Consider the following 21,130-nt stretch of genomic DNA (forward strand, 5'->3'; position numbering starts at 1 on the left):
TGTCAAACAGGGTAGGGCGGGGCGCCTTAGTTCAAGACATAACGCGCCTCGTCCACATGCCGGTCCACGCTACGGCTACACATCACCATATCGCGCCCCAGCTGGCCGCTGAAACCATCCAGCTTGGCCGGACGTACATCGTCGCGGTGCAAGACCAGTTGCACCTCGAACTCCACACTGATGCCACACCAGTACTGCAGTAATTCCCGCAGCGACTTCGAGGCCTTGCCATCCGGCAGCAGGGCGCGATAGGCCTTCAGGCGCAGCGGACCGAAGCGCAGGCGCAGCCGACTTTGCCGCTCCCACAGCCGGGCACCACAGCAGGCGCTTTCACCCAGCACGGCCACGCTGCCGCCCAGGCGGGTCTGCTGCTCGGGCGGGATATCGAACCACTGCCCGATGAACTGCTCGACCTCGACCTGGGCCTTGAAGTAGTCGGCCAGCACCCGGCCAAGGTTATCGGCCGACACGGTCTGGTTACGCAGCTGGCCGGCATAGGCGGCATAGGGCTCGATCGCCTGCTCGTCTTCGTCATGGCTCAGTGTATCGAGGCCAAGCTGTTTGCCGGCCAGACTGAGTAGCTCGGGCAGGAAGCGCTGACCGCTTTCGTGGCGCAGCGGCAGGCGATACTTCTGCCAAGCCTTGTAGAACAGCGCCACCATGCGGTTGTTGAACACATCCATGAAGGCCTGTGCACTGGTATCGCGATGCAGCTGCTGACGCTCGGCCAGCTGCTCGGTATAGAAGCGCGGCATGGCGCCATTCGGACCAGTCATGCCGATGAAGGCCGGCACCAGCCGATAGGGGCTGGTCTTGTCCGTGTCGGCCTTCGGGCCGCTCAGCGATTCGATCTCACTGGGGGGGAAAGCAAGGCTGAGCGAACTGCCAAAACGGATGCGTTCACCGACGATGCGTTCCTGGCTCAGCCCTTCCTGCATGTGCAACTGGCGTGACAAGACCCGTACCGCCTGAAAGAACTGGTACTGGTGTGGCTGGGCGAGCAGCTTGTCGATCAGACGATAGGACGGAGGCCGTTGCGCGGCGAGCATTCCCTGAGTACCTCTCCGGTGGTTGCGTCTTCGAGCACCACCTTGGTAAAGCTATTGAGATTCACGGCCAGACCAAAAACATGTGACAGCAGCTCGGCAAACAGCCAGATGCCGCTACCGACGAAATGGTCGGCATGCACGCCGATACGGATTTCCACGCCACGGATGAAGGTGGGGAAGGGGTTGCCGGCCATGCGGGCCGAGCAGGCTTTGCTGCTTACTTGTGCAATCCCGTCGATGGCACGCCGGTTCTGGCCCGAACGCACCAGGTCGTACAGGGTCAGTAACTCGCGCAGGCCATCGCCGCCATCCTCCGCCACCGACCAATGGTTGAGGGTGAGCTGGGACACCAGGCGCCAGGCGCCATCGCCGCTGTGCTTGAAGCGGGCCGGGGCGGTGGGTTTGCGCAGCAGCTGGATGGTCTTCAGGGCCGACACGCCCTCAGCAAACAAGTCGCCGCCCGCCTGGGCAATCGGCAGCTGCGAGGGCAGATCGCGGTTGGTGCAGAGCAGGTCGATGCTCAGCGTTTCCACGTCTTCGGCCGCCGGGTTGAAATCCGGATCGACGATGGTGATCTGATATTCGAAGCCTGGGCTACGCTCGATCAGGTTCTCATCGCGGATCAGCTGCCAGTAACGGCCATCGGCAGTCGGCGCGCCGTGTTTGAGCGAGTAGAAGGGCTGAAACGCGTGTACCACGGCGCCGTCGGCGTTTTCGCGTACCTGGGCCACTCGCTCGACCGCGTAGACCTCATAGGCCTGTGGGCGGCGCGCATCGGGCAGCACGCTGTAATGCACCTGCTTGTGGCTGAGCCGTATTGGCTCGGCATGCTGCTTGAACAGATTGACCACTGGGGTACAGAACAGCTGGAAGTTCGCCACTCCCAGGCTGTCGAGCAGGCGATCGAAGCGTCGGTCATCGCGCTCGGTGGTGAGCAGGAAATGCAGTTTGAGCTTGCGCGTGGCGGCAGGCAGCTTGCTCAGAATGCCGGCCAAATTCAGATCGATAAAATTGAATTTTTCCGGGAAGACGAAATACTCGGTCAACAGGCGATAGGCCGAGTGGCTACGTGCATCGTCCTCCACCAGTGCCTCGTCAGCGGCAAAACCGACCGCGCTGACCAGGGCCTGCTGAGTCAGCTGCCAGGGTCCATAGCCGGTATCGATGGCTACACCGATGCAGCGTTGCAGCAAGGCCTCACGCAATAGGGCGACGACTGAGGGCTCGGCATCGAGGAACACGCGTACTGCTTGGGTGAGCGCCTGGTTGAGCGGCAGCTGGTCCGACAGGCCAGCCAAGCTAAGACTCAAGACCGCGCTGGTGTTCTGCGGAATCTGGGTGCCGGTTGGCGGCACCCAGTCGGTCGCGTAGGCGACATCTTCGATGGACAAGGGCAGCAGGCGAACATCAAAGCTGGTCTGGAACTTACAGGCCACGCCCTTGACCGGCCGCGATTGCAGTTGGGTGCCGCGTGGGATGGTGACCGGCGCACTCAGCTGGGCGACTGCGCCACCCAGGCGAGCAATCGAACAAGCTGGATAGGGGCGCAGATATTGCGGATACAGGGTCTGGAACAGCGCATTGGTCAGCTGCGGGTATTCATCGTCCAGCTTTTTGTGCACGCGCGAGGCGAGCAGGGCGAAGGACTGTATCAGTCGCTCGACATGCGGGTCCTCGACCGCCTCGCCCGACATCAGCAGGCGGCCGGCGATCTTCGGGTATTGCTCGGCGAACTCGCGGGCATGGCGCTTGAGTACGGCCAGCTCGCGTTCGTAATAGGGCAGCAATTCTTCCATGGTGCTCAGCTGGCTTTCAGGCGTCGGGTCTGATTGACCGAGTACTGCTGGATGGTGGGTTGCAACATGGCATCAAAGCTGACCGGCTCCTGGGCCGGGTAAACCACGAGCAGCGCACTGATCGAGAACAGCAGCGAATTGGTCGAGCCTTGATCGGCTTCGAGATGCACGCGCACATTCTTCAGGCGAGGCTCATGGCACAGAATGGTTTCTTCCAGGGTGCGGCAGATGCGGTAGCAGTCGGCCGGGTTGGCCAGACTCATACCGACGAAATCGAGAATGCCAAAGCTCAGGATCGAGTGATTGGCGAGCGGGTATTCCGCCAGCGCGCCCTCCGGACCGCGGCGGCTGTTCAGCAAGGCTTCCAGGTCGTTGGCGACCGATTCCTTGAGTTGCTCGATGCTGAGCCGGCGCAGCGGATTGGTCTCGCTTTGCACCTTGGGCTGGTCATCGAACAATTTTTCGAACAGGGTCGGGGCAAAGCCACGCGACAGATTGCGATCCAGCATTTCTTCTCCAAATCCGCCACGCGGGGCGAATCAGGCCAGCAAACAAAGGGCGGCGCAGGCGCCGCCCTTCAAACAGATACGACTTAAGCGGTGTACTGGTTGGTGTTCTTCGCCAAGCTCCAGGCACCGGTGCTGTTACCCTTCTGGCCACCGGCGATGGCTTGAGCAACATAGGTCCACTGGATGGCAGCGTACTTGAGCGAGAAACGCTCGCTCGGCACGCCTTCGCCCGACACATCAGGCGAAACGCTGGAAACGATCACGTGCTTCAGCTTGATTTCCAGGTACTTGACGCGCTTGGCACCGTCGGCACGCATGAAGTCGATCACCACTTCGTCGAAAGTGTGGCCGGCCGAGCAGGCTTCCCACAGTTTCGGGCTGGTCAGGTCCAGGAACTTCTGGAACTGCATATCGCCGTGTTCGCAACGCTCGGCAGTGTGACCGCCGGCGCTCGAAGCAGTGGCCGACTTCGGCTGCTTGATCTGGTGTGCCCAGCTCTCAACTTCCAGCCACTTTTGGTGTTCGCTGTCGTTGGACTCGCCATCGATTTTGAACTTGCCGTTGAATTTGACGTAAATGTCCTTCATGTTTCCCTAGCTCCTGATCGTGCCGCAGCACTTAGATTAAAGATTTATGGCAATACACCGCCCGCTGGCTTGCCCAATTGCACAAGCCAGACCAAGGTTCTTGAGGGGATAGCGCCTTAGTGATCGAGTCGCGTGATCGATACGCGAGCGGGACACTTTCGCCCTGGCGGCGATGAAACTACCGCAAGGCTCGGGTGTAGGTCGGTGTCGGGTCCACATAAGCGGGCAGCTAGGCTGCCCACTTGATGGCCCGATGACTTTGTTATGGAGTGCATCATTCCTCCTCCCCTCGACCAGACCGCTTAGCGGTTGGCCGACTGCGGCAGTTCAGCTACCAGTCGCAGAGAGATTGAAAGTTCGTCCAGTTGGAAATGCGGGCGCAGGAAGGCAACAGCCTTGTAGACGCCAGGGCGGCCCGGTACTTCGGCCACTTCAACCGATGCTTCACGCAGCGGGAATTGCGCCTTGGCTTCCTGCGATGCACCGTCATCCAGCAACACGTATTGCGAGATCCACTTATTGAGGAAGTCCTGCACATTGCCTGCAGAGGCGAAGCTGCCGATCTTGTCGCGCATCATGGCCTTCAGATAGTGCGCAACGCGCGAGACCGCCATGATGTATTGCAGCTGAGAGGACAGCACCGCATTGGCATTGGCCGCATCGCTATCGTACTTCTTGGCTTTTTGCGTCGACTGCGCGCCGAAGAAGGCGGCATAGTCGGTATTCTTGCAATGGACCATGGGGATGAAGCCCAGGTCACTCAGTTCTTTCTCGCGCCGGTCGGTAATGGCAATTTCCGTTGGGCACTTGAGCGCAACTTCACCGTCATCGGTCTTGAAGGTATGGGTCGGCAGACCCTCCACCAGGCCACCACCTTCCACACCACGAATGGCTGCGCACCAGCCGTAGTTTTCGAAGGCAGACGTCAGGCGCGCAGCGAAGGCATAGGCGGCATTCACCCACAGATATTTGCTGTGGTCGGTACCGTCGACGTCTTCAACGAAGTTAAAGCCTTCGACCGTTGTGCCATCCTTCGGGTCATAAGGCAGACGACCGAGGAAATGAGGCAGGGCGAGACCTACATAGCGCGAATCTTCCGACTCGCGGAAGGAACGCCACTTCATGTATTCGAGGGTGTCGAACACCTTGGCCAGATCGCGTGGCTTGCCCAGTTCAGTGAACGACTCAAGGCCGAACAGCTCAGGCGAGGCCGCCGATAGGAAGGGCGCATGCGCCGCTGCGGCAACGTGCGACATCTGCTCGATGAAGTACATATCGGTCGGTTGGCGCGAAATCTCGAAATCACCGACCAGGGCGGCAAACGGTGCGCCACCGAAGGTGCCAAATTCTTCTTCGTAGACTTTCTTGAACAAAGCGCTCTGATCGAAATCGATCGCCGTCTGGAAGTCCTTCACCAATTCCTTCTTGGTGGTATTCAGCATCTTGATTTTCAGCATCGGGCCGGTGCTAGTCTCACGGCACAGATACTGAAGGCCGCGCCAGGAGCTTTCCATTTTCTGGAAGGCCGGTGCGTGCATGACGGCGCTGAGCTGAGCGGAAATCAGTTCGTCGATCTCGGCGATACGCGCATCCAAGGTGGCCGACAGATTGTCGGACATCACCACGGTGCCCTGCATGACTTCCTTGACCAGTTCCGAGATCAAGTCCTTGGCGCGGGCATGTTCGGAATCCGACTTGGCAACGCGGCTTTCCTGCACGATTTGATCGAGCAGACTGTTTTCCTGGGTGGTCTCTACCGCGCCAGCGCGTGCTTGTTCCAGCAATTCGCTCATTTATTCCTCCTCGCGGCCGGTTTCCTGGCCCAGTTTTTCCAGTTTCTCGGTATTGCGCAGCACATCGTTCAGCAGGTCTTCCAGCTTTTCGCTACCAGCAATCTTGTTACGCAGATCGGCCAGGCGTGTACGTGCTTCTACCAATTGATTCAGTGGATCAATTTGTTTAACGATTTCTTCTGGGCGGAAATCTTCCATGGAGCGGAAGGCCAAATCAACGGCAAATTCACCACCTTTATCGGTTAATTTATTACTAACGCGGAATTTGGCGCGCGGCTCAATTGCCGACATCACTTCGTCAAAATTATCGCCGTCAATATTCACAAACTTCTTGTCTTTGAGTTTTGGCTGTGCAATTTCGGAATCGCCAGCAAAATCGCCGACCACACCCATCACAAAGGGCAATTCCTTTTGCTGAATGGCATCGCCAATTTCAACGTCATAGGTGAGCTGAACGCGTGGCGGACGTACGCGTTGTAGTTTCTTTTGAATGCTTTCACGTTTTGCCATGAGTCGATTCTCTATAAGGATTGAATAGTCATTTCAACGCAATGCGCCGAATGGATCGCTAGCTGCCGTGCTCTGTGCTGGCTGGGGCTTTGGGACTGCTACAGGTGCGGTGGCAGGTGCTTCCGCTGCCTTGGCAACCGGGCGAGGGCGTACGCGCTGAGCGGGCTTGGGCAGTGGCTTGGCGCCGGGGATCAAGATTGCTTCGCCCAGCGTGTCGCGCAGTTCCTTGACCAGCACCTCGGCCTCGGTCTTATTACCTTCGCTCAGCGGCGTATCGGCGCGGATCTCGCTCAGGCTGCTCACCGCAAGGCGCATGCTCGAAACGAAGATAATGCTGCGTGCTTCGGCGCTGTTCGGCGAACGAGCCAGGGCCTCGGTTGCCGCATCGATCGCCTTTGGGTAGTCCTGACGCTCGAACTGGGCTTGCGCGAGCTTGACCCAGATCGCATCACTGGTCGGATTCAACTTGCTGGCTTGCACCAGCAAGTCGGCGGCTTTGTCCTGTGCGCCAGAGCTCATGGCCTCATTCGCCTGCTGCATCAATGCATCGGAAGTAATTGGCGGGCGGCTAGTGCCACATGCCGTCAGCCCGCTTACTATAACTGCACAAATCAGTCCGCTTTTCATCCATTTGGGGGATAAGACTCGTTTGGTGCTCATTTATATTAGCCTCCAATAAACAACTTATGACAAAGTAATTTCGCAATGCTAAGCTCTCCAGGGTGTTTAATGCAACGAAATCTCTGCCAAATAATTCACATGTTAACTGTTGCTAATATATTGCTTTGGTGAGGAAGGTTTATGGGGATGAAACTTGGTGCTTTGTCTGCCATCATTGCCGCCGTATTGCTGCAAGGATGCGCGTCACCCTTGGTGGAAGCGGTCGGCAACGTAGGGAAATCGGCGCTCGAGCTCGTTGGGGTGGTGGAGAAAGAGGCCGCGGCCAAGGGGAAAAAAGTCCAACTCACCCTCTCTGCCGGTGAGAGTGTGAATAGTGACAATGCAGGGCGTGGGAATGCACTTGTCGTGCGCTTTTACAAGCTGAAGGCCGCGGAGAGCTTTCTATCCCTGTCGCGCGAGGCTTTGAATGGTGCAGCGGTGGTGCCGGAGGGGCTGAAAGAGGATGTCTTGGCGGGCAAGGAGCAGATCCTGATGCCGGGGCAACAATACCGGCTCGACGAGGTACTCCCCGCTGAAGCTTCGCACATCGGTGTGGTGATGCTATTTCAGAGTCCGCAGCCAGCCCGTTGGCGCGCAGCAATTCCGGTGGCGGCCTTGAGCGATCGCCCCATGGTGCTAGGCGTGCACCGCTGCAGCTTTACGGTGACCGATGGTCTGTCGGATAAGGAATTATTGAAGGTGCTGTCGCGTGCTGGCAGTGCCAGTTGTGGCTAAGTGCGGTTTGCGCTCACTTGGCTCGAGTTTCAAACTTGATCAAATGCTTAGCCCGCCTCGATTTACCCAGTGAAATTGGGGTGTGGGCACTTACTGTGAATAATTGACGATGTCGAATGTCCCGCGTGTTCTCTGGGGCGAAGGTTTGTTCCTTCGCCCGCAGCATTTCCAGCAGCAAGATGCCTACCATGATGCCCGTCTGAATGAGGTCAGCCAGTTGCTGCACCCCTATGCCTGGGGGGTGCGTTCGGTCAAGTTTGACCTGGAGGCGCTGGCTGCCGGCGTCTTGATCGCGCAAGAGATCAACTTGGTCTTTCCTGACCGCGAGCCCTTTGCCAGTCCCGCATGTGATCCGCTGCCAGAAGCCCTGCAGCTTTCCGCCATGCCGGATCTGCCCGATAACTTCATGGTTTATGCCGGATTGCCGCCTATGCGGCCAGGTGCCCAGAATGTGCAGCCTGAGGGCGGTGCCGATCGGCGTGCGACACGCTTCGCGATTGATGAAACCGAAGCATGGGATCTGTTCACCAATGCCACGCCCGCGCCGGTCTCGGTGCTGCGCTGTCAGGTCCGTTTGCTGACCAGCATGCAGTCGCTGGATGGTTGGGTCACCCTGCCGCTGGCGCGTGTGAAGCGTAGCCAGACCGGTGGTTTCGAGCTGGACAGCAGCTACATCCCGCCAGTGTTGAATATTGCCGCTTCGAGCACGCTGCAGGCCATGTTGCGGCGTTTGCTGGACATCCTGCAGGCCAAGGTCAGTGCGCTCTATGGGCATCATCGCGAACCAGGCAAGAACGTCATCGAATTCCGTTCCGGTGATGTAGCCTCTTTCTGGCTATTGCATACGGCGTCTACGGCCTATGCGAGTCTGTTGCATCTGCACCAGCACCCGTTGCTGCATCCGGAGCGCCTGTTTCATCAGCTGCTGACCTTGGCGGGGGGGCTGATGACCTTCACCAAGGCTTACAGCCTGAGCGATCTGCCGGTCTACTCGCACCAGGAGGTTGGTAGTGCGTTTCACAAGCTGGATGAGATGATCCGTGCCTTGCTGGAAACCGTGATTTCCACCCGGGTGTTCAGCATCGCGCTCAGCGAGGTCAAACCCTCGTTCTGGGCTGGCCGGCTCGATTCGGACAAGATTGATGCGCAGACGCGCTTCTATCTGGCGGTCTCCAGTGCCGTGCCCGCGGCCGAGCTGATCGACAATGCACCGATGCGATTCAAGATCGGCGCGCCCGATGATGTGGAGAAGCTGGTGCTGTCGGCCATGCCGGGCGTGCGGCTCGTGCATACCCCGCTAGTGCCGAGTGCCATTCCGGTGCGCCCTGGCTCCTACTATTTTGAGCTGGAGCCGCGCGGTTCGCTCTACGAGCGCATGCTGCAGGCCCAGTCGCTGCAGATTTATATCCCGACCGGTTTCCCGGATATCAAACTTGAACTACTGGCGGTAACCCAATGAATACGGCTGCAACTCCCTCCTTGTTTGCCAGTGGCGCCATCGGCCCGCAGGGCGCGCGTACGACGCCGTCGGCCAGCGGTGGTAAGTCCATGCTGGAACTGCTTTACGATGGTTTCTACCTGGTTTTTCTGCTCAAACGCAGCTATGTACCCAAGAGTGCAGAGCACCTGCGCGGTCAGATCCGTGAGCTGCTGGATGCGTTTGAACTGAATGCGCGGCGCATGAGCGCCAGTGCCGATGATGTGTTCTCGGCCAAGTACGCGTTCTGCGCGCTGCTGGATGAAACGGTACTCGGCTCCGCTTTCGATATCCGTGATGAGTGGGGACGCAGCCCGCTGCAGCTGGCCTTCTTTGGTGACCAGCTGGCGGGTGAGAACTTCTTCGTCAAGCTCGATCAGCTGCGTGGCAATGGCGCAGCATCGTTGCAGGCGCTGGAAGTGTTCCATTACTGCCTGCTGCTCGGCTTCCAGGGCAAGTACATGTTGGAAGCGCCGGAGAAGCTGGCGCTGCTGACTGCGCGCCTGGGCGATGAAATCGCCTTCCTGCGCGGCAAGCGCAACGGCTTTGCGCCGTTCTGGGCGATTCCGGATAAGGTCAATCATCTGCTGAAGGGTGATATGCCGCTCACCTACATCCTGATTGGCATGGCAGCGATTGGTTTGGCGGCTTTTCTTGGCTTGCAGGCACTGCTGGGCCACAAGCTGAACGGTGAGATGAAGCCTTTCGATAGCCTCTTGCAGGCACCGCCTCAGGCGGCGCATATCACCATCAATCTGCCTTGATGTTTGGCTGGCCCGCTTCGTGCGCGGCGTGCTGGTAGCGGCCGCTCCTGTAGCGGCCGTTGTCATTTGACCCTGCTTGGCGGCAAAACGCTTGGTGAACGAGCAGAGTGAACGCCAGCTTAGGTAAGGTTGGAGCTGTAGATGGGAAACCGGGACCGATTCATGCGGAAAGTCATCAAGCCTTGGCGCATTACGCAGCTGGGCTGCCAAGGTGCTTTAGTGTTGTCGATGTGCTGGCTGCCTGCGCAGGCCGATATCAGCAAGGCGGGGCGCTTTTATGAAGACGCGCTGAGCCGTTATGAGCGGGGCGATCTGCCCGGCGCGATCATTCAGCTCAAGAACAGCCTGCAGCAAGATGCCAAGATGTTGCCCGCCCATCTGCTACTGGGTAAGGCCTTGCTGCAGCATGGCGACTTGAACGGAGCAGAGGCTGCGCTAGAGGCGGCGCTGCAGCAGGGCGTTAGCCCCAGCGAGATGATGGCGATGTTGGCCCAGGTCTATCTGGCGCTGGGCAAACCCGAGCAGGTATTGGCCAAGGTGCCGGCAGCCGGCCTGCCAGCTCGCGTGCAGGTGGAATTACTGTCTTTGCGTGGCACGGCTTATGCCGAGTTGGGCAAGTCTCTGCAGGCGCGCCAGTCCTTCGAAATGGCACGTGCGCTCGATCCGCGCTCACCCTTGCCCTTGATTGCGGAAGTCCCTTTGCAGCTCAGCAGCGGCCAGCTTGAGTCGGCGCGCCGCCTTGCCGCGCAGGCTATCGAGCTGGCGCCGAACAATCCGCAGGCCTGGAATATGCACGCCTCGGTCTTGCATCTGGCGCTGGACTTGCCTGGCGCGCTCAAGGCCTATGAGCGCGCACTGAGCCTGCAACCCAAATATGTCGATGCACGAGTGGCCAAAGCTGCTTTGCTAGTTGATATGCGCCGTGATGCCGAAGCCCGTCAGGAATTGGCGCAGCTACGCAAGGATGCGCCAGAAGAGCCGCGTGCGGCCTATCTGCGCGCCTTGCTGGCTAGCCAGCAAGGCGATATGGCAGAGGCGAATCAGGCAATCAGCGAGGTGGTCAAGCTGATCGACGCACTGCGCCCAGCCTGGCTGGCGCGCCGTGAGCAGCTCCTGATGGTGGGGGCGCTCGCGCACCATGCACAGGGCAATCTGGAGAAGGCGCGCGAGTACCTAAGCAGCATACTCACGCGCAATAGCCACAATACCGAGGCGCGCAAGCTCCTGGCCGGGATCTATGCGCAGAAGCGCGACTTCAGCCGTGCGCTGACCTTGCTGGGTGATTTGAAACGCGATCTCCCCAATGACCCGCAGGTGCTGTATCTGCTGGGCTCGGTGCATATGGCCATGAAGCACTATCAGCAGGCGACCGAGCTACTCGAGCAGGCCGCTACACGGGTGAACTCCGGTGAGTTGACGCGCGCGCTGGCCTTCAGCCTGCTGGGGCAAGGGCAGAGCGAGCTGGGGCGTGCCAGCCTGCAGCGTGCCTTGGCGGCCAACCCGGCCGATGCGCAGGCTGGCATGGCGCTGGCTACCTTGCAGATGCGCCGCGGCGAGATCAAGGCTGCACTGGCAACGGCGGAAAGTCTGGTCAAGTACGTGCCCGACAATTTGACCGTGCTGAACTTTCTGGGCTCGCTCAAGGCCGCCAGTGCCGATAAGGCAGGCGCACGTAGCGCATTTCAGGCCATTCTTGCCAAGGATCCTGCCTTCCCCTCGGCCGTTTTGAATCTCGCCAAGCTGGAAGTCAGCGAGGCGCGCTTTGCCGAGGCGCGCCAGCGCCTGAACAGCTTTCTGGCCAAGCGGCGTGATCATCCCGATGCCTTGTTCGAACTGGGCTTGTTGGAATTCCAGGCCGGCCGGCCCGCAGAAGCTATCCGCCAGCTACAGCGTGCCAATGCGTTGCAGCGCAATGACACCCGTCCCGGCATGGCACTGATCGAGATCCAGCTCGCCCAGCGCCAGTTGCAGGCCGCCTTGGGTAGCGCGAAGAGTTTGCGCACCAGTTATCCCGATCAGCTGCCAGTGCTGCTGACGCTGGCGCGCGTGCATCTTGCTCTTGCCGATCTGCCCAATGCGCGCAGCGTGCTGCAGGAGGCAACCCGGCTGGCGGAGTTCAATGCCGATATGCAGTTGCAGATTGCGCGCCTGTACTTGCAAAGCAATTCAACCGACGCTGCCTACTACAGCGCTCAGAAGGCCCTGCAGGGGCGGCCGGGTGACCCCGCTGCCCTTGCACTGCTGGTCGAGATTGAGCTGCGGCGCGGCGCAAAAGGTCGTCCGGATGAGGCGCTAAAGCTTCTCAGTGTGGCCCACCCCAACCATGTGTTGACTGCCCTGGCTGCAGGGGATCTGGCCATGTTGCGCGAGCAGTACCCACTTGCCGTCACCCACTACAGCAAGGCTTTGCAGCGTGCCGCCAATACTGCCAATCTGCATAAACTGGCTCAGGCTCACCTGGCCATGGGGCAGCCTGGCAAGGCTGCCGAACTGCTGAGCAACTGGGTGAGCAAGCGTCCGGACGATATCCTTGCCCTGAAAACCCTGGCAGAAATGCAATTCCGTGCCGGGCAGCTACAGGCTGCCAAACAGAACTATGCGCGGGCGCTTGCATTGACGCCCAACGATGCGGTTGCACTGAACAATTACAGCAATTTGCTGCTCAAGTTGAAGGACCCGGCCGCGCGCACTTATGCAGAGCAGGCGCTGAAGCTGGCCCCTAACGACCCGGCCTATGCCGATACCCTGGGTTGGGTACTCGTGCAGCAGGGGCAGCTGGAGGCTGGCTTGCGCTATCTGCGCGAGGCCCGCTTGCGTAATCCAGAGAGCCCAGATGTGCGCTACCACCTGGCCTATGCACTGTCCCAGAGTGGCCGAAAGGCCGAAGCGCGCGAGGAACTGCGAGCGGCGCTAGATAGTGGTGGTGTGCAATCCGAACCCGCTGCTTATGCGGCCTTGGCCAAGGAACTAGGCTTGTAAGAAATGTCGATTTTCTTTACACACTATGCGCGTGCAAGTATTGATGATTTGTAAGTGCATGTAAGTTAAAGGGAATTTTTCTGGCTTGTATTTTGCTAGCAAAAGAGCAATGAAACGTTTCACCGAGGGTTTGATCGTGAGAATCCAGCTCAAGTTATTCAGTGCATTGGCGATGTTCGCTCTGCCGGCCATGGCCGCAACCACCTGGACATTGGGCTCTACGCCGGGCATGACGGTATCGGCTTATGCCAACACTGGCGGTACCAATAATTCGACCAATGCCGCGAACAATGGCGCGCTGCAAACCATACAGGCCGCCACGGTGAACTGGTACAGCGGTGGTGTAGGGGTGCGCAATGCCGATGCTTGCACCAGTGGCTCTTATTGCGATGTGAATGAGGCGAACAACCCCGAGCACTCAGTCGATAACCAGCAGCGTTACGACATGATCTTGCTGTCCTTCACGGCCGAGGTAATGTTGACCGGCGTGAAGTTGGGCTGGTTCAGCAATGACTCGGATATCACGGTCATGGCTTATACCGGCAACGATATTCCGACTCTGGTTGGCAAACGCTACGATCAGCTGACCGGCTGGGCCTCCATCGGTAATTATTCGGATGTCGGCGATACCGCTACCAAGGCGATCAATGCGGACAAGGTGGTGTCGTCCTACTGGCTGGTAGGGGCCTACAACCCGCTGGCCAACCCAAATGGCGGCGCCGTTACCGGTAGCGGTTACGACTACATCAAGATTGCCTCGGTCACTAGCGATGTGCCGCCGACGATCAAGGTGCCAGAGCCGGGTTCGCTGGCCTTGGCTGGCCTAGGTTTGTTGGGTGTGGTGGCCTTGCGTCGCCGTAAGGTGTTCTGAACTGCTGGCTTTTCTGCTTATGCTTTCGCAACGGCGCCGCTAGGCGCCGTTGGCGTTTTCAGCGCTTTGGCTTACTCGGGCAATCCAGGATATCGAGATGCGCGCTCCTTCTGGGCGGTACTTAATAGGCCGCAACAGACGCTACAATGCGCGCCGCTTCTTTTTCCCGTAATGACTGTGATAGAGCTCAAATACCTGCGTGCCTATTCGCCTGCGCTGCAAGCCCAGGTGCGCGAGCTGATTGCGCGCGATCAACTGGGCGAGCATCTGGCCAAACGTTACGCAGGGCAGCATGAAGTGCAGACCGATAGGGCGCTGTATGCGTACGCTCAGGCGCTGCGACAGGAATATCTGCGCACGGCACCGCCGCTGGACAAGGTGCTGTATGACAGCAAGCTCGATCTGATCCACCAGGCGCTGGGCCTGAATACCGCGATCTCGCGCGTACAAGGTGGCAAGCTGAAGGCGAAGAAGGAAATCCGTATTGCGTCCTTGTTCAAGGAAACAGCGCCAGCGTTCTTGCGCATGATCGTTGTGCATGAGCTGGCCCACTTGAAGGAGCGCGAGCACAGCAAAGCCTTCTATCAGCTGTGCGAGCATATGCAGCCTGGCTATGCCCAGCTGGAATTCGACTTGCGCCTCTATCTGACCCAGCGCGATCTGGAGAAGTCGGCTCGGTAGACCGGTGGATGTCTTGCTACGCTTTCTGGCATGCAGACCCGTGCTAGGCCGTACTTGTTCGCCAAGCTCAGAGATCGGTGCTTGCTTGAGGCCGTGTTGCCAAACAGCGCACCAGCAGCCGTACCCAGGCTTAGCCCTGCAGCAGGCCGTGCCGGACATTTGCTACGGATAACCGCGCGAACTCTTATAATCGCCAGCCCGGCCTGATCCGCCGGGCTTTTCATTCTCTCTATCGACCGCGCCATGAATACACCCGCCCATACTCCGATGATGCAACAGTACCTGGCGCTGAAGTCCCAGCATGCCGATAAGCTGCTGTTTTACCGGATGGGCGACTTTTATGAGCTGTTCTTTGATGATGCGGTCAAGGCTGCCCGACTGCTCGATATCACCCTGACCAGTCGCGGACAGACGGCAGGCATGCCGATCAAGATGGCCGGTATCCCCTACCACGCGGCGGAAGGCTATCTGGCCAAGCTGGTTAAGCTGGGGGAGTCGGTTGCCATTGCCGAGCAGTTTGGCGACCCGGCCACCAGCAAGGGGCCGGTCGAGCGCCGCGTGGTGCGCATTGTCACGCCCGGCACGCTCACCGATGCAGCCTTGCTGGACGATAAGCGCGAAAACCTCCTGCTGGCGGTAAATGCCATCAAAGGTCGCCTTGGGCTGGCTTGGATATCGCTCGCCTCCGGGGACTTCCGCCTGCTTGAGACCGTGCCGGAAGCACTAGCCAGCGAGCTTGAGCGACTCAAACCCGCCGAGGTTCTGTTGCCCGAGGACTTGAATCTGGATCTACCGGCTGCGGCCGGTTATGCCGTCAAGCGTATCGCCAGCTGGCAATTCGATATTGAAACCGCGTTGCGCAATCTGACCCGCCAGTTCCAGACCCAGGACCTGAGTGGCTTTGGCGTGGATGAGCCGGGTGTGGCGGTTGGGGTGGCCGGCGCCTTGCTCGAATATGCGCGCCAGACCCAGTGCGGTGCCTTGCCGCATGTGAATACACTCTCGGTCGAGCAGGCAGGTCAGTATCTGGCGCTGGATGCAGCCACACGCCGCAATCTGGAACTGACCGAGACCATTCGTGGCGAACCCGCGCCCACATTGTTCTCCTTGCTCGATAGCTGCGCGACCGCCATGGGCAGCCGCTTGATGCGCCACTGGCTCCATCATCCGCTGCGTAATCAGCATAAGGTGGTGCGCCGCCGCGATGCGGTCGCAGCCCTGGTCGAGGTGCATGATCTGGAGGGTCTGCGCGCGCAGCTGGGCGAGATTCACGATATCGAACGGATTGCCGCCCGGGTGGCCTTGCGCTCGGCCCGGCCGCGTGATCTATCCAGCCTGCGCGATAGCCTGAGCGCACTGCCGGCCTTGCTGCCGCAGCTGCCTGCCAATGCCCTGCTGGACGAACTGGCTCAGCAGTTGCAGCCGCCACGGGAAGTGGTCGATCTACTCGCGCGTGCGGTGATGGACGAGCCTTCGGTGGTGATCCGTGATGGCGGCGTGATCCGTAGCGGTTTTCATGCGGAGCTGGATGAGCTACGCGCGATTCAGACCAATCATGGTGACTTCTTGCTGGCGCTGGAGGCGCGCGAGCGCGAGCGTACCGGTATCCCCAATCTGCGGGTCGAGTACAACCGTGTGCATGGCTTCTATATCGAAATCACCAACTCGCACGGCGACAAGATCCCCGATGACTATCGACGCCGCCAGACCCTGAAGAATGCCGAGCGCTATATCACGCCGGAGCTGAAGGCATTCGAAGACAAGGCCTTGTCGGCGCAGGAGCGCTCGCTGGCTTTGGAGAAGGCGCTTTATGAAGGCCTGCTTGATGCGCTGGCCCCCGCAGTGCCGACCCTGCAGCTCTTGGCCCAGGCGGTGGCTGGTCTCGATGTATTGGCCTGCCTGGCCGAACGCGCCCGCGTGCTCGATTGGGTGGCGCCAAGTTTCCGCGATGAAACCGTGCTCAGCATCGAGGCCGGTCGCCATCCGGTGGTCGAGCAGCAGCTTCGCGATGGCGCGGGTGAGGCTTTTATCGCCAACGATCTGCATTTCGATGCCAGCCGCAAGTTGCTGCTGATCACTGGCCCGAATATGGGCGGTAAGTCGACCTATATGCGCCAGGCCGCGCTGATCGTGCTGCTCGCCCAGATTGGCAGTTTCGTGCCGGCCAAGGCGGCCACCATCGGTCGGCTGGATCGCATCTTTACCCGTATCGGCGCTAGTGATGACCTGGCCGGTGGTCGCTCGACGTTTATGGTGGAAATGACTGAGACGGCCAATATCCTCAACAATGCCGGCGAGCACGCGCTGGTGCTGATGGACGAGGTGGGGCGCGGTACCTCGACCTTCGACGGTCTGGCCTTAGCCTGGGCGATTGCGCGCGCACTGATCGAAAAGAATCGCAGCTACACGCTGTTTGCCACCCATTACTTCGAGCTGACCCGGTTGGCTATCGAATACCAGCAGGTGGCGAACGTCCATCTCGATGCCGTTGAGCATAAGGACAAGATCGTCTTCCTGCATAGCGTGGAGGAGGGCCCGGCCAGCCAGAGCTATGGGCTGCAGGTGGCGCAGCTTGCCGGTGTGCCGCGCGAGACAATAAGGCAGGCCAAACGTTACCTGACTGAGCTGGAGAACCAGCGTGCCAGCCAGGCCGGGCAGGGCGATCTGTTTGCCGCACCGGTGCTGGAGCTACCCGAGCCGGAGACGAACCCGCTGCAGGACAAGCTTTTGGCTATCGATCCGGACAGCCTGACGCCGCGCGATGCACTGGATTTGCTTTATGAGCTTAGCCGGCTGGCGCGGGCCTGAGTGGGCTGTCGGATTTATTTACAAAGCCCATCGAAAATTTCAATTAGAAGTCGTTCTCAGCCAGGCTATAACAGTACAGAATGATGAACAGGTCGACGCGAGGCTGCGCCGGCATTTTTTTATTTCTGGAGCGAAGCAAATATGGACGCAGTGAAGGACAGCCGCCTCGATCAGGGTCTGGCGCGTATCTTCGGCATTGCACCGGACAAAGCCGGTGTCAATCTCGATGCGATTCGGGCCAAGGCTGCAGCGAACCTCGCGGCTTACGGCAAAGTGCTGGCTGATTTATTTGAACGCCAGGCCGTGCCGGTGCCGCCACCTGTGCAGCTGCAGTGGTGGGGCGAGGGCAGTCGGATCAAGGTGGTCGGCAGCCATCCCGATCGCGAACGCATCGAAGTTTTGCTCAATGGCGATGGCGAGCTGGTGGAGGAGTTCAAGGAGTTGGAATTGCTGCACGAGATCGTGCGCAATACCGAGCAGCCTGATCAGGCCGGCAAACTGGACCAGCATTTCAATATCGGGCTAACCAGCAACGGCATACTGGTGTTCTACACCGACTGAATGCAAAGCAAGACAAAATAAAACCGGCCCTGGTGCCGGTTTTATTTTTCCTTCTTAGCTTCGCTTCTTGCGCGAGCTTTTCTTCTTGGCGGGTTTGCGGCTGCTCTTCTTCTTGCTGACCTCGCGCGCCTGCTGCAGCAATTGCTCGAGCTGTGGGCCACGTTCGGCCACACTCTCCTGCGTAACGCGCCGCCCACCGTTATAGCGCTTGGCCCAATAGGCATCCGTGATGCGGACGATCTGTACCTTGCTACCTGCGCGCGGCGAATGGATAAAGCGATCATCGCCAAGATAGATGCCAACGTGCGAGAACTTGCGCCCCAGGGTATTGAAGAACACCAGATCACCCGGCTTGAGCGCCTCTTTCTCAATATCCTCGCCCAAGCGGCTGATGGCCAAGGCGTTATGGGGCAGGGCGATATTGAGCGCCTGCTGGAATACGTACTTGATAAAGCCGCTGCAATCGAGGCCGCTTTCGGGTGAATTCCCGCCCCAGCGGTAGGTCACACCGATCAGCCCAAGCGCCTGCAGCATGATGTCCTGGGAAAAACGCGTACCGGCGTCGCCTTCAAACTCACTCAGGGCGTCGCTTGGCTCATGGCTCGTGGCAGCGGGGCTGGTTTCATCTGCGGGCTTGGCCAGGGCCAGGCAAGCCAGCGGAATAAGAAGTAGATGGCGATATTTCAATGTCATCCCGGCACTGTAAAAGGTGATCAGGGTTGCTGTAAAGAATGGCGCGATCCGGCCAAACTCGGTGCATCGTATTGCTGAGATGGCGAGTCAGCTGCGCTGCGCGCGGTGTTCGCCAGTGCGTCAGCTAGAATTGAGACCATGCTCAAAGAGACAATCAGCCTGATGCGCGACTTGCCGCGCATCCGCGAAATCATCGGGGTCTTCGCCAGACATGGATTTGGCGATTTGGTTCGCCGCCTGAATGTGCAACGCACTTTCGAGCGGGCGGGGGAATCGCTGGAAATGCCCAGCGAAGATGCGCCGCCGGTGCTCGATCCACCGGTACGCGCCCGCATGGCGCTCGAGCAACTGGGGCCGACCTTTATCAAGCTGGGTCAGGTGATGGCCACCCGGGTCGATGTGTTTCCGCCCGAATGGATCGCGGAATTCGAAAAGCTGCAGTCGAGTGTGCCGGCCACAGATTTTGCTGAGCTGGAAGCCGAGCTGACCCGTGTCTGGGGGCAGGCGCCGGCGGAACGTTTCAGTGAACTCGATCCGCATCCGATCGGCTCGGCCTCGATTGCCCAGGTGCATCGCGCCAAGCTGCCGGACGGCCAGAATGTGATCCTGAAGATTCGCCGCCCGCATATCGTTGGCAAGATTGAGGCCGATCTTCGCGTGCTGCATCACCTGGCCAGCCTGGTTGAGTTCGAGTTCCCCGATAGCCGTCAGTACCAGCCGGTGCGCATCGTCGAGCAGTTCGCCAAGTCACTGCGTCGTGAGCTGGATCTGGCCCAGGAAGCGCAGCACCACCGCCGTTTCGTGGAGAACTTTGCTAGCGATCCGCATATCGTCATTCCCAGCGTGTACTGGGAATACACGAACGAGATCGTCAATGTGCAGTCCTTTATCGACGGCGTGCCCGGCAATGAGCTCGATCTGCTTGAGCCCGCGGGGCTGGATAGGCGCATCCTGGCCCAGCGCGGCGCCGATGCGGTGCTGAAGATGATCTTGATTGACGGCTATTTCCACGCCGATCCGCATCCGGGCAATGTCATCTATCTGCCGGATAACCGCATCGCCTTTATCGACTTCGGCATGGTGGGGCGCCTGCCGGCACCGCGCCGGGACGAGATCGTCGACTTGCTGGCCGCGCTGGCCGCGCGCGATGAGCGCGGCATCCTGAATGTCTTGCTCGATTGGACTGGCGAAGTCGCAGTGGACGAGGAGAAACTGGCCGCCGATCTGGCCGAGTTCATGTTCAATTATGAGAACCTGACGCTGAAGGACATTCGCTTCGGTCAGCTGCTCAATGATGTGATCGCTATCATGCGTGAACATGCGATCACGCTGCCGGCTGATCTGACCCTGCTGTTCAAGGCGCTGATCACGCTGGAGGGCCTGGGACGTCAGCTCGACCCGGAATTCCAGATGGTGCCGCACCTGACGCCCTTCGTGCGCCAGGTCTTGCTGGCGCGCTATGCGCCCAAGGCGCTATTGAAGAAGGGGCGCCGCAATGCCTGGGAGCTGCTCTCGCTGGTAGGCGGTTTGCCGCGCGATGTCTCGCGCCTCGTCAAGGCGGCGCGACGCGGCAAGGTCAAGATCGACCTCGATCTGAAGCGCCTCGACCATTTCGGCCTGCAGATCGATCGGGCGGCCAGCCGGCTGACACTAGGCATCGTCACAGGTTGTCTGATCATCGGCTCCAGCATCGTGATGACGGTGCCCGCCGGGCCGCGTCTGTTTGATCTGCCAGCTTTCGGCTTCATCGGCTTTCTGATCGCCTTCCTGAACAGCCTGTGGCTGATCTGGTCGATCTGGCGCGCGGGCAAGCAGCCGCTTTAGACGCTGGCTGGGTTCAGGTAGGCGCGCAGAATGCGCTGTTCGACCGCGTGGCGCTGCTTGGACTCGGTTGGCACATGCACGATCAGGGCGAGTTTGTCCGCTTCCTTGAACTGCAGCGTAACCAGCGGTTCCGGTTGCGGGGTCTCCAGCGCGTGTTTTTCCGCCATTTGCTGCACCGAGGCCAGCATGGCCGGGCGGCAATTCGCGCAGGCGTCGCGCGCGAGCTTGAGCAGCTTCTGCTCGGCTTGCTGCCAGTCCTGACCCGGGGCAATCGGCACGGTGAACTGGTGCATGACGAAATCGCCCAGCAGGCTGTCGCGCACCACCGCATGGTTCCATAGCAGGCTATTGGGGATGGCAATCGCACGCCCGGTGCGTTGATGGCTTTCCGGGTCGTCCTCGATCAGCGTGGTCGAGAACATATTCATATCAACCACGCTGCCGCGATGTTGGCCGATCTCGACACGGTCACCGACCTCGTACAGACGCCCGCCACTACGCAGCATGGCGCCGGAAACGCACAGGATCAGCTCCTTGCCGGCCACCACCAGTGCCACGGCGAACGCCGCTAGCGACACGAGCAGCGCATGCAGCTCGCTGGCCCAGACCACGGTTAGGCCCAGTATAAACACCACGATTAGCCCATTGCGCAGGCTGACCTGCCAACGGCGGCGCTGTTCGAGACTGAAGTTGGGATTGTGGCTGATCAGCTTCCCTAGGCTGTAGCGCACCAGAATCAGTACTGCCAGCAGGCCAAGGGAAGCGAGGCCATCGGCCATCAGCGTGCGGTCCGATAGATACTCGGACAGGGAAAAGCCATTCAACATCGAGAC

The 21,130-nt window shown here is 59.7% G+C and carries 18 protein-coding genes; 9 read left to right on the forward strand and 9 right to left on the reverse strand.

Features of this window, described 5'->3' with window-relative positions:
- Nucleotides 1-26: 26 nt before the first annotated feature.
- The 7 genes from tssG to BT173_RS12080 all read right to left on the reverse strand — a co-directional run bounded on the left by tssG (nucleotide 27) and on the right by BT173_RS12080 (nucleotide 6,763).
- A complete protein-coding gene (gene tssG, locus BT173_RS12050) occupies nucleotides 27-1,049 on the reverse strand; it encodes a type VI secretion system baseplate subunit TssG (protein ID WP_072428912.1) in 1,023 nt (340 codons plus the stop codon).
- Nucleotides 1,013-2,845, reverse strand: a complete 1,833-nt coding sequence (gene tssF / locus BT173_RS12055) for a type VI secretion system baseplate subunit TssF (protein WP_072428913.1) — start codon at nucleotides 2,843-2,845, stop codon at nucleotides 1,013-1,015. Before tssF ends, tssG begins: the two co-directional genes overlap by 37 nt.
- Nucleotides 2,846-2,850: 5 nt before the next feature.
- A complete protein-coding gene (gene tssE, locus BT173_RS12060) occupies nucleotides 2,851-3,354 on the reverse strand; it encodes a type VI secretion system baseplate subunit TssE (RefSeq protein WP_072428914.1) in 504 nt (167 codons plus the stop codon).
- Nucleotides 3,355-3,437: 83 nt separating this feature from the next.
- A complete protein-coding gene (locus BT173_RS12065; protein ID WP_072428915.1) occupies nucleotides 3,438-3,941 on the reverse strand; it encodes an Hcp family type VI secretion system effector in 504 nt (167 codons plus the stop codon).
- A gap of 302 nt (nucleotides 3,942-4,243) precedes the next feature.
- The gene (tssC, locus tag BT173_RS12070) at nucleotides 4,244-5,734 is read right to left on the reverse strand and encodes a type VI secretion system contractile sheath large subunit (RefSeq protein WP_072428916.1); all 1,491 of its coding nucleotides are present in this window, start codon (nucleotides 5,732-5,734) and stop codon (nucleotides 4,244-4,246) included.
- Complete coding sequence (tssB, locus tag BT173_RS12075) at nucleotides 5,735-6,244, reverse strand: type VI secretion system contractile sheath small subunit (RefSeq protein ID WP_072428917.1); 510 nt, start codon at nucleotides 6,242-6,244, stop codon at nucleotides 5,735-5,737.
- A gap of 33 nt (nucleotides 6,245-6,277) precedes the next feature.
- A complete protein-coding gene (locus BT173_RS12080; RefSeq protein WP_175545596.1) occupies nucleotides 6,278-6,763 on the reverse strand; it encodes a tetratricopeptide repeat protein in 486 nt (161 codons plus the stop codon).
- 282 nt (nucleotides 6,764-7,045) lie between these two features.
- Here BT173_RS12080 and tssJ point away from each other — a divergent pair, with 282 nt between their 5' ends.
- The 8 genes from tssJ (at nucleotide 7,046) to BT173_RS12120 (ending at nucleotide 17,780) form a co-directional block, all read left to right on the forward strand.
- The gene (gene tssJ / locus BT173_RS12085; RefSeq protein WP_072428919.1) at nucleotides 7,046-7,639 is read left to right on the forward strand and encodes a type VI secretion system lipoprotein TssJ; all 594 of its coding nucleotides are present in this window, start codon (nucleotides 7,046-7,048) and stop codon (nucleotides 7,637-7,639) included.
- 109 nt (nucleotides 7,640-7,748) lie between these two features.
- Complete coding sequence (gene tssK / locus BT173_RS12090; protein WP_072428920.1) at nucleotides 7,749-9,098, forward strand: type VI secretion system baseplate subunit TssK; 1,350 nt, start codon at nucleotides 7,749-7,751, stop codon at nucleotides 9,096-9,098.
- On the forward strand, nucleotides 9,095-9,880 hold the full coding sequence (gene icmH, locus BT173_RS12095; RefSeq protein WP_072428921.1) for a type IVB secretion system protein IcmH/DotU: 786 nt from the start codon (nucleotides 9,095-9,097) through the stop codon (nucleotides 9,878-9,880). Before tssK ends, icmH begins: the two co-directional genes overlap by 4 nt.
- Before the next feature lie 162 nt (nucleotides 9,881-10,042).
- Nucleotides 10,043-12,859, forward strand: coding sequence for an XrtA/PEP-CTERM system TPR-repeat protein PrsT (gene prsT, locus BT173_RS12100; protein WP_072428922.1), 2,817 nt, complete (start codon nucleotides 10,043-10,045; stop codon nucleotides 12,857-12,859).
- Between the two features lie 109 nt (nucleotides 12,860-12,968).
- The gene (xdp1, locus tag BT173_RS12105) at nucleotides 12,969-13,730 is read left to right on the forward strand and encodes an exosortase-dependent surface protein XDP1 (RefSeq protein WP_072428923.1); all 762 of its coding nucleotides are present in this window, start codon (nucleotides 12,969-12,971) and stop codon (nucleotides 13,728-13,730) included.
- A gap of 171 nt (nucleotides 13,731-13,901) precedes the next feature.
- The gene (locus BT173_RS12110) at nucleotides 13,902-14,411 is read left to right on the forward strand and encodes a M48 metallopeptidase family protein (RefSeq protein ID WP_072428924.1); all 510 of its coding nucleotides are present in this window, start codon (nucleotides 13,902-13,904) and stop codon (nucleotides 14,409-14,411) included.
- Nucleotides 14,412-14,654: 243 nt separating this feature from the next.
- The gene (mutS, locus tag BT173_RS12115; protein WP_072428925.1) at nucleotides 14,655-17,219 is read left to right on the forward strand and encodes a DNA mismatch repair protein MutS; all 2,565 of its coding nucleotides are present in this window, start codon (nucleotides 14,655-14,657) and stop codon (nucleotides 17,217-17,219) included.
- Between the two features lie 141 nt (nucleotides 17,220-17,360).
- On the forward strand, nucleotides 17,361-17,780 hold the full coding sequence (locus BT173_RS12120; protein ID WP_072428926.1) for a hypothetical protein: 420 nt from the start codon (nucleotides 17,361-17,363) through the stop codon (nucleotides 17,778-17,780).
- Between the two features lie 54 nt (nucleotides 17,781-17,834).
- Here BT173_RS12120 and BT173_RS12125 read toward each other — a convergent pair whose 3' ends face one another.
- A complete protein-coding gene (locus tag BT173_RS12125) occupies nucleotides 17,835-18,473 on the reverse strand; it encodes a C40 family peptidase (protein WP_072428927.1) in 639 nt (212 codons plus the stop codon).
- A 138-nt stretch (nucleotides 18,474-18,611) separates the two neighbouring features.
- Here BT173_RS12125 and BT173_RS12130 point away from each other — a divergent pair, with 138 nt between their 5' ends.
- On the forward strand, nucleotides 18,612-20,297 hold the full coding sequence (locus BT173_RS12130; RefSeq protein ID WP_072428928.1) for an ABC1 kinase family protein: 1,686 nt from the start codon (nucleotides 18,612-18,614) through the stop codon (nucleotides 20,295-20,297).
- On the opposite strand, the gene BT173_RS12135 is transcribed toward BT173_RS12130, so the two are convergent.
- The gene (locus tag BT173_RS12135; protein WP_072428929.1) at nucleotides 20,294-21,124 is read right to left on the reverse strand and encodes a mechanosensitive ion channel family protein; all 831 of its coding nucleotides are present in this window, start codon (nucleotides 21,122-21,124) and stop codon (nucleotides 20,294-20,296) included. The two genes, BT173_RS12130 and BT173_RS12135, sit on opposite strands and share 4 nt — an antisense overlap.
- Nucleotides 21,125-21,130: the final 6 nt, after the last annotated feature.

The sequence above is a fragment of the Chitinimonas taiwanensis DSM 18899 genome (genome assembly GCF_900119825.1).
GTDB lineage: Bacteria > Pseudomonadota > Gammaproteobacteria > Burkholderiales > Chitinimonadaceae > Chitinimonas > Chitinimonas taiwanensis.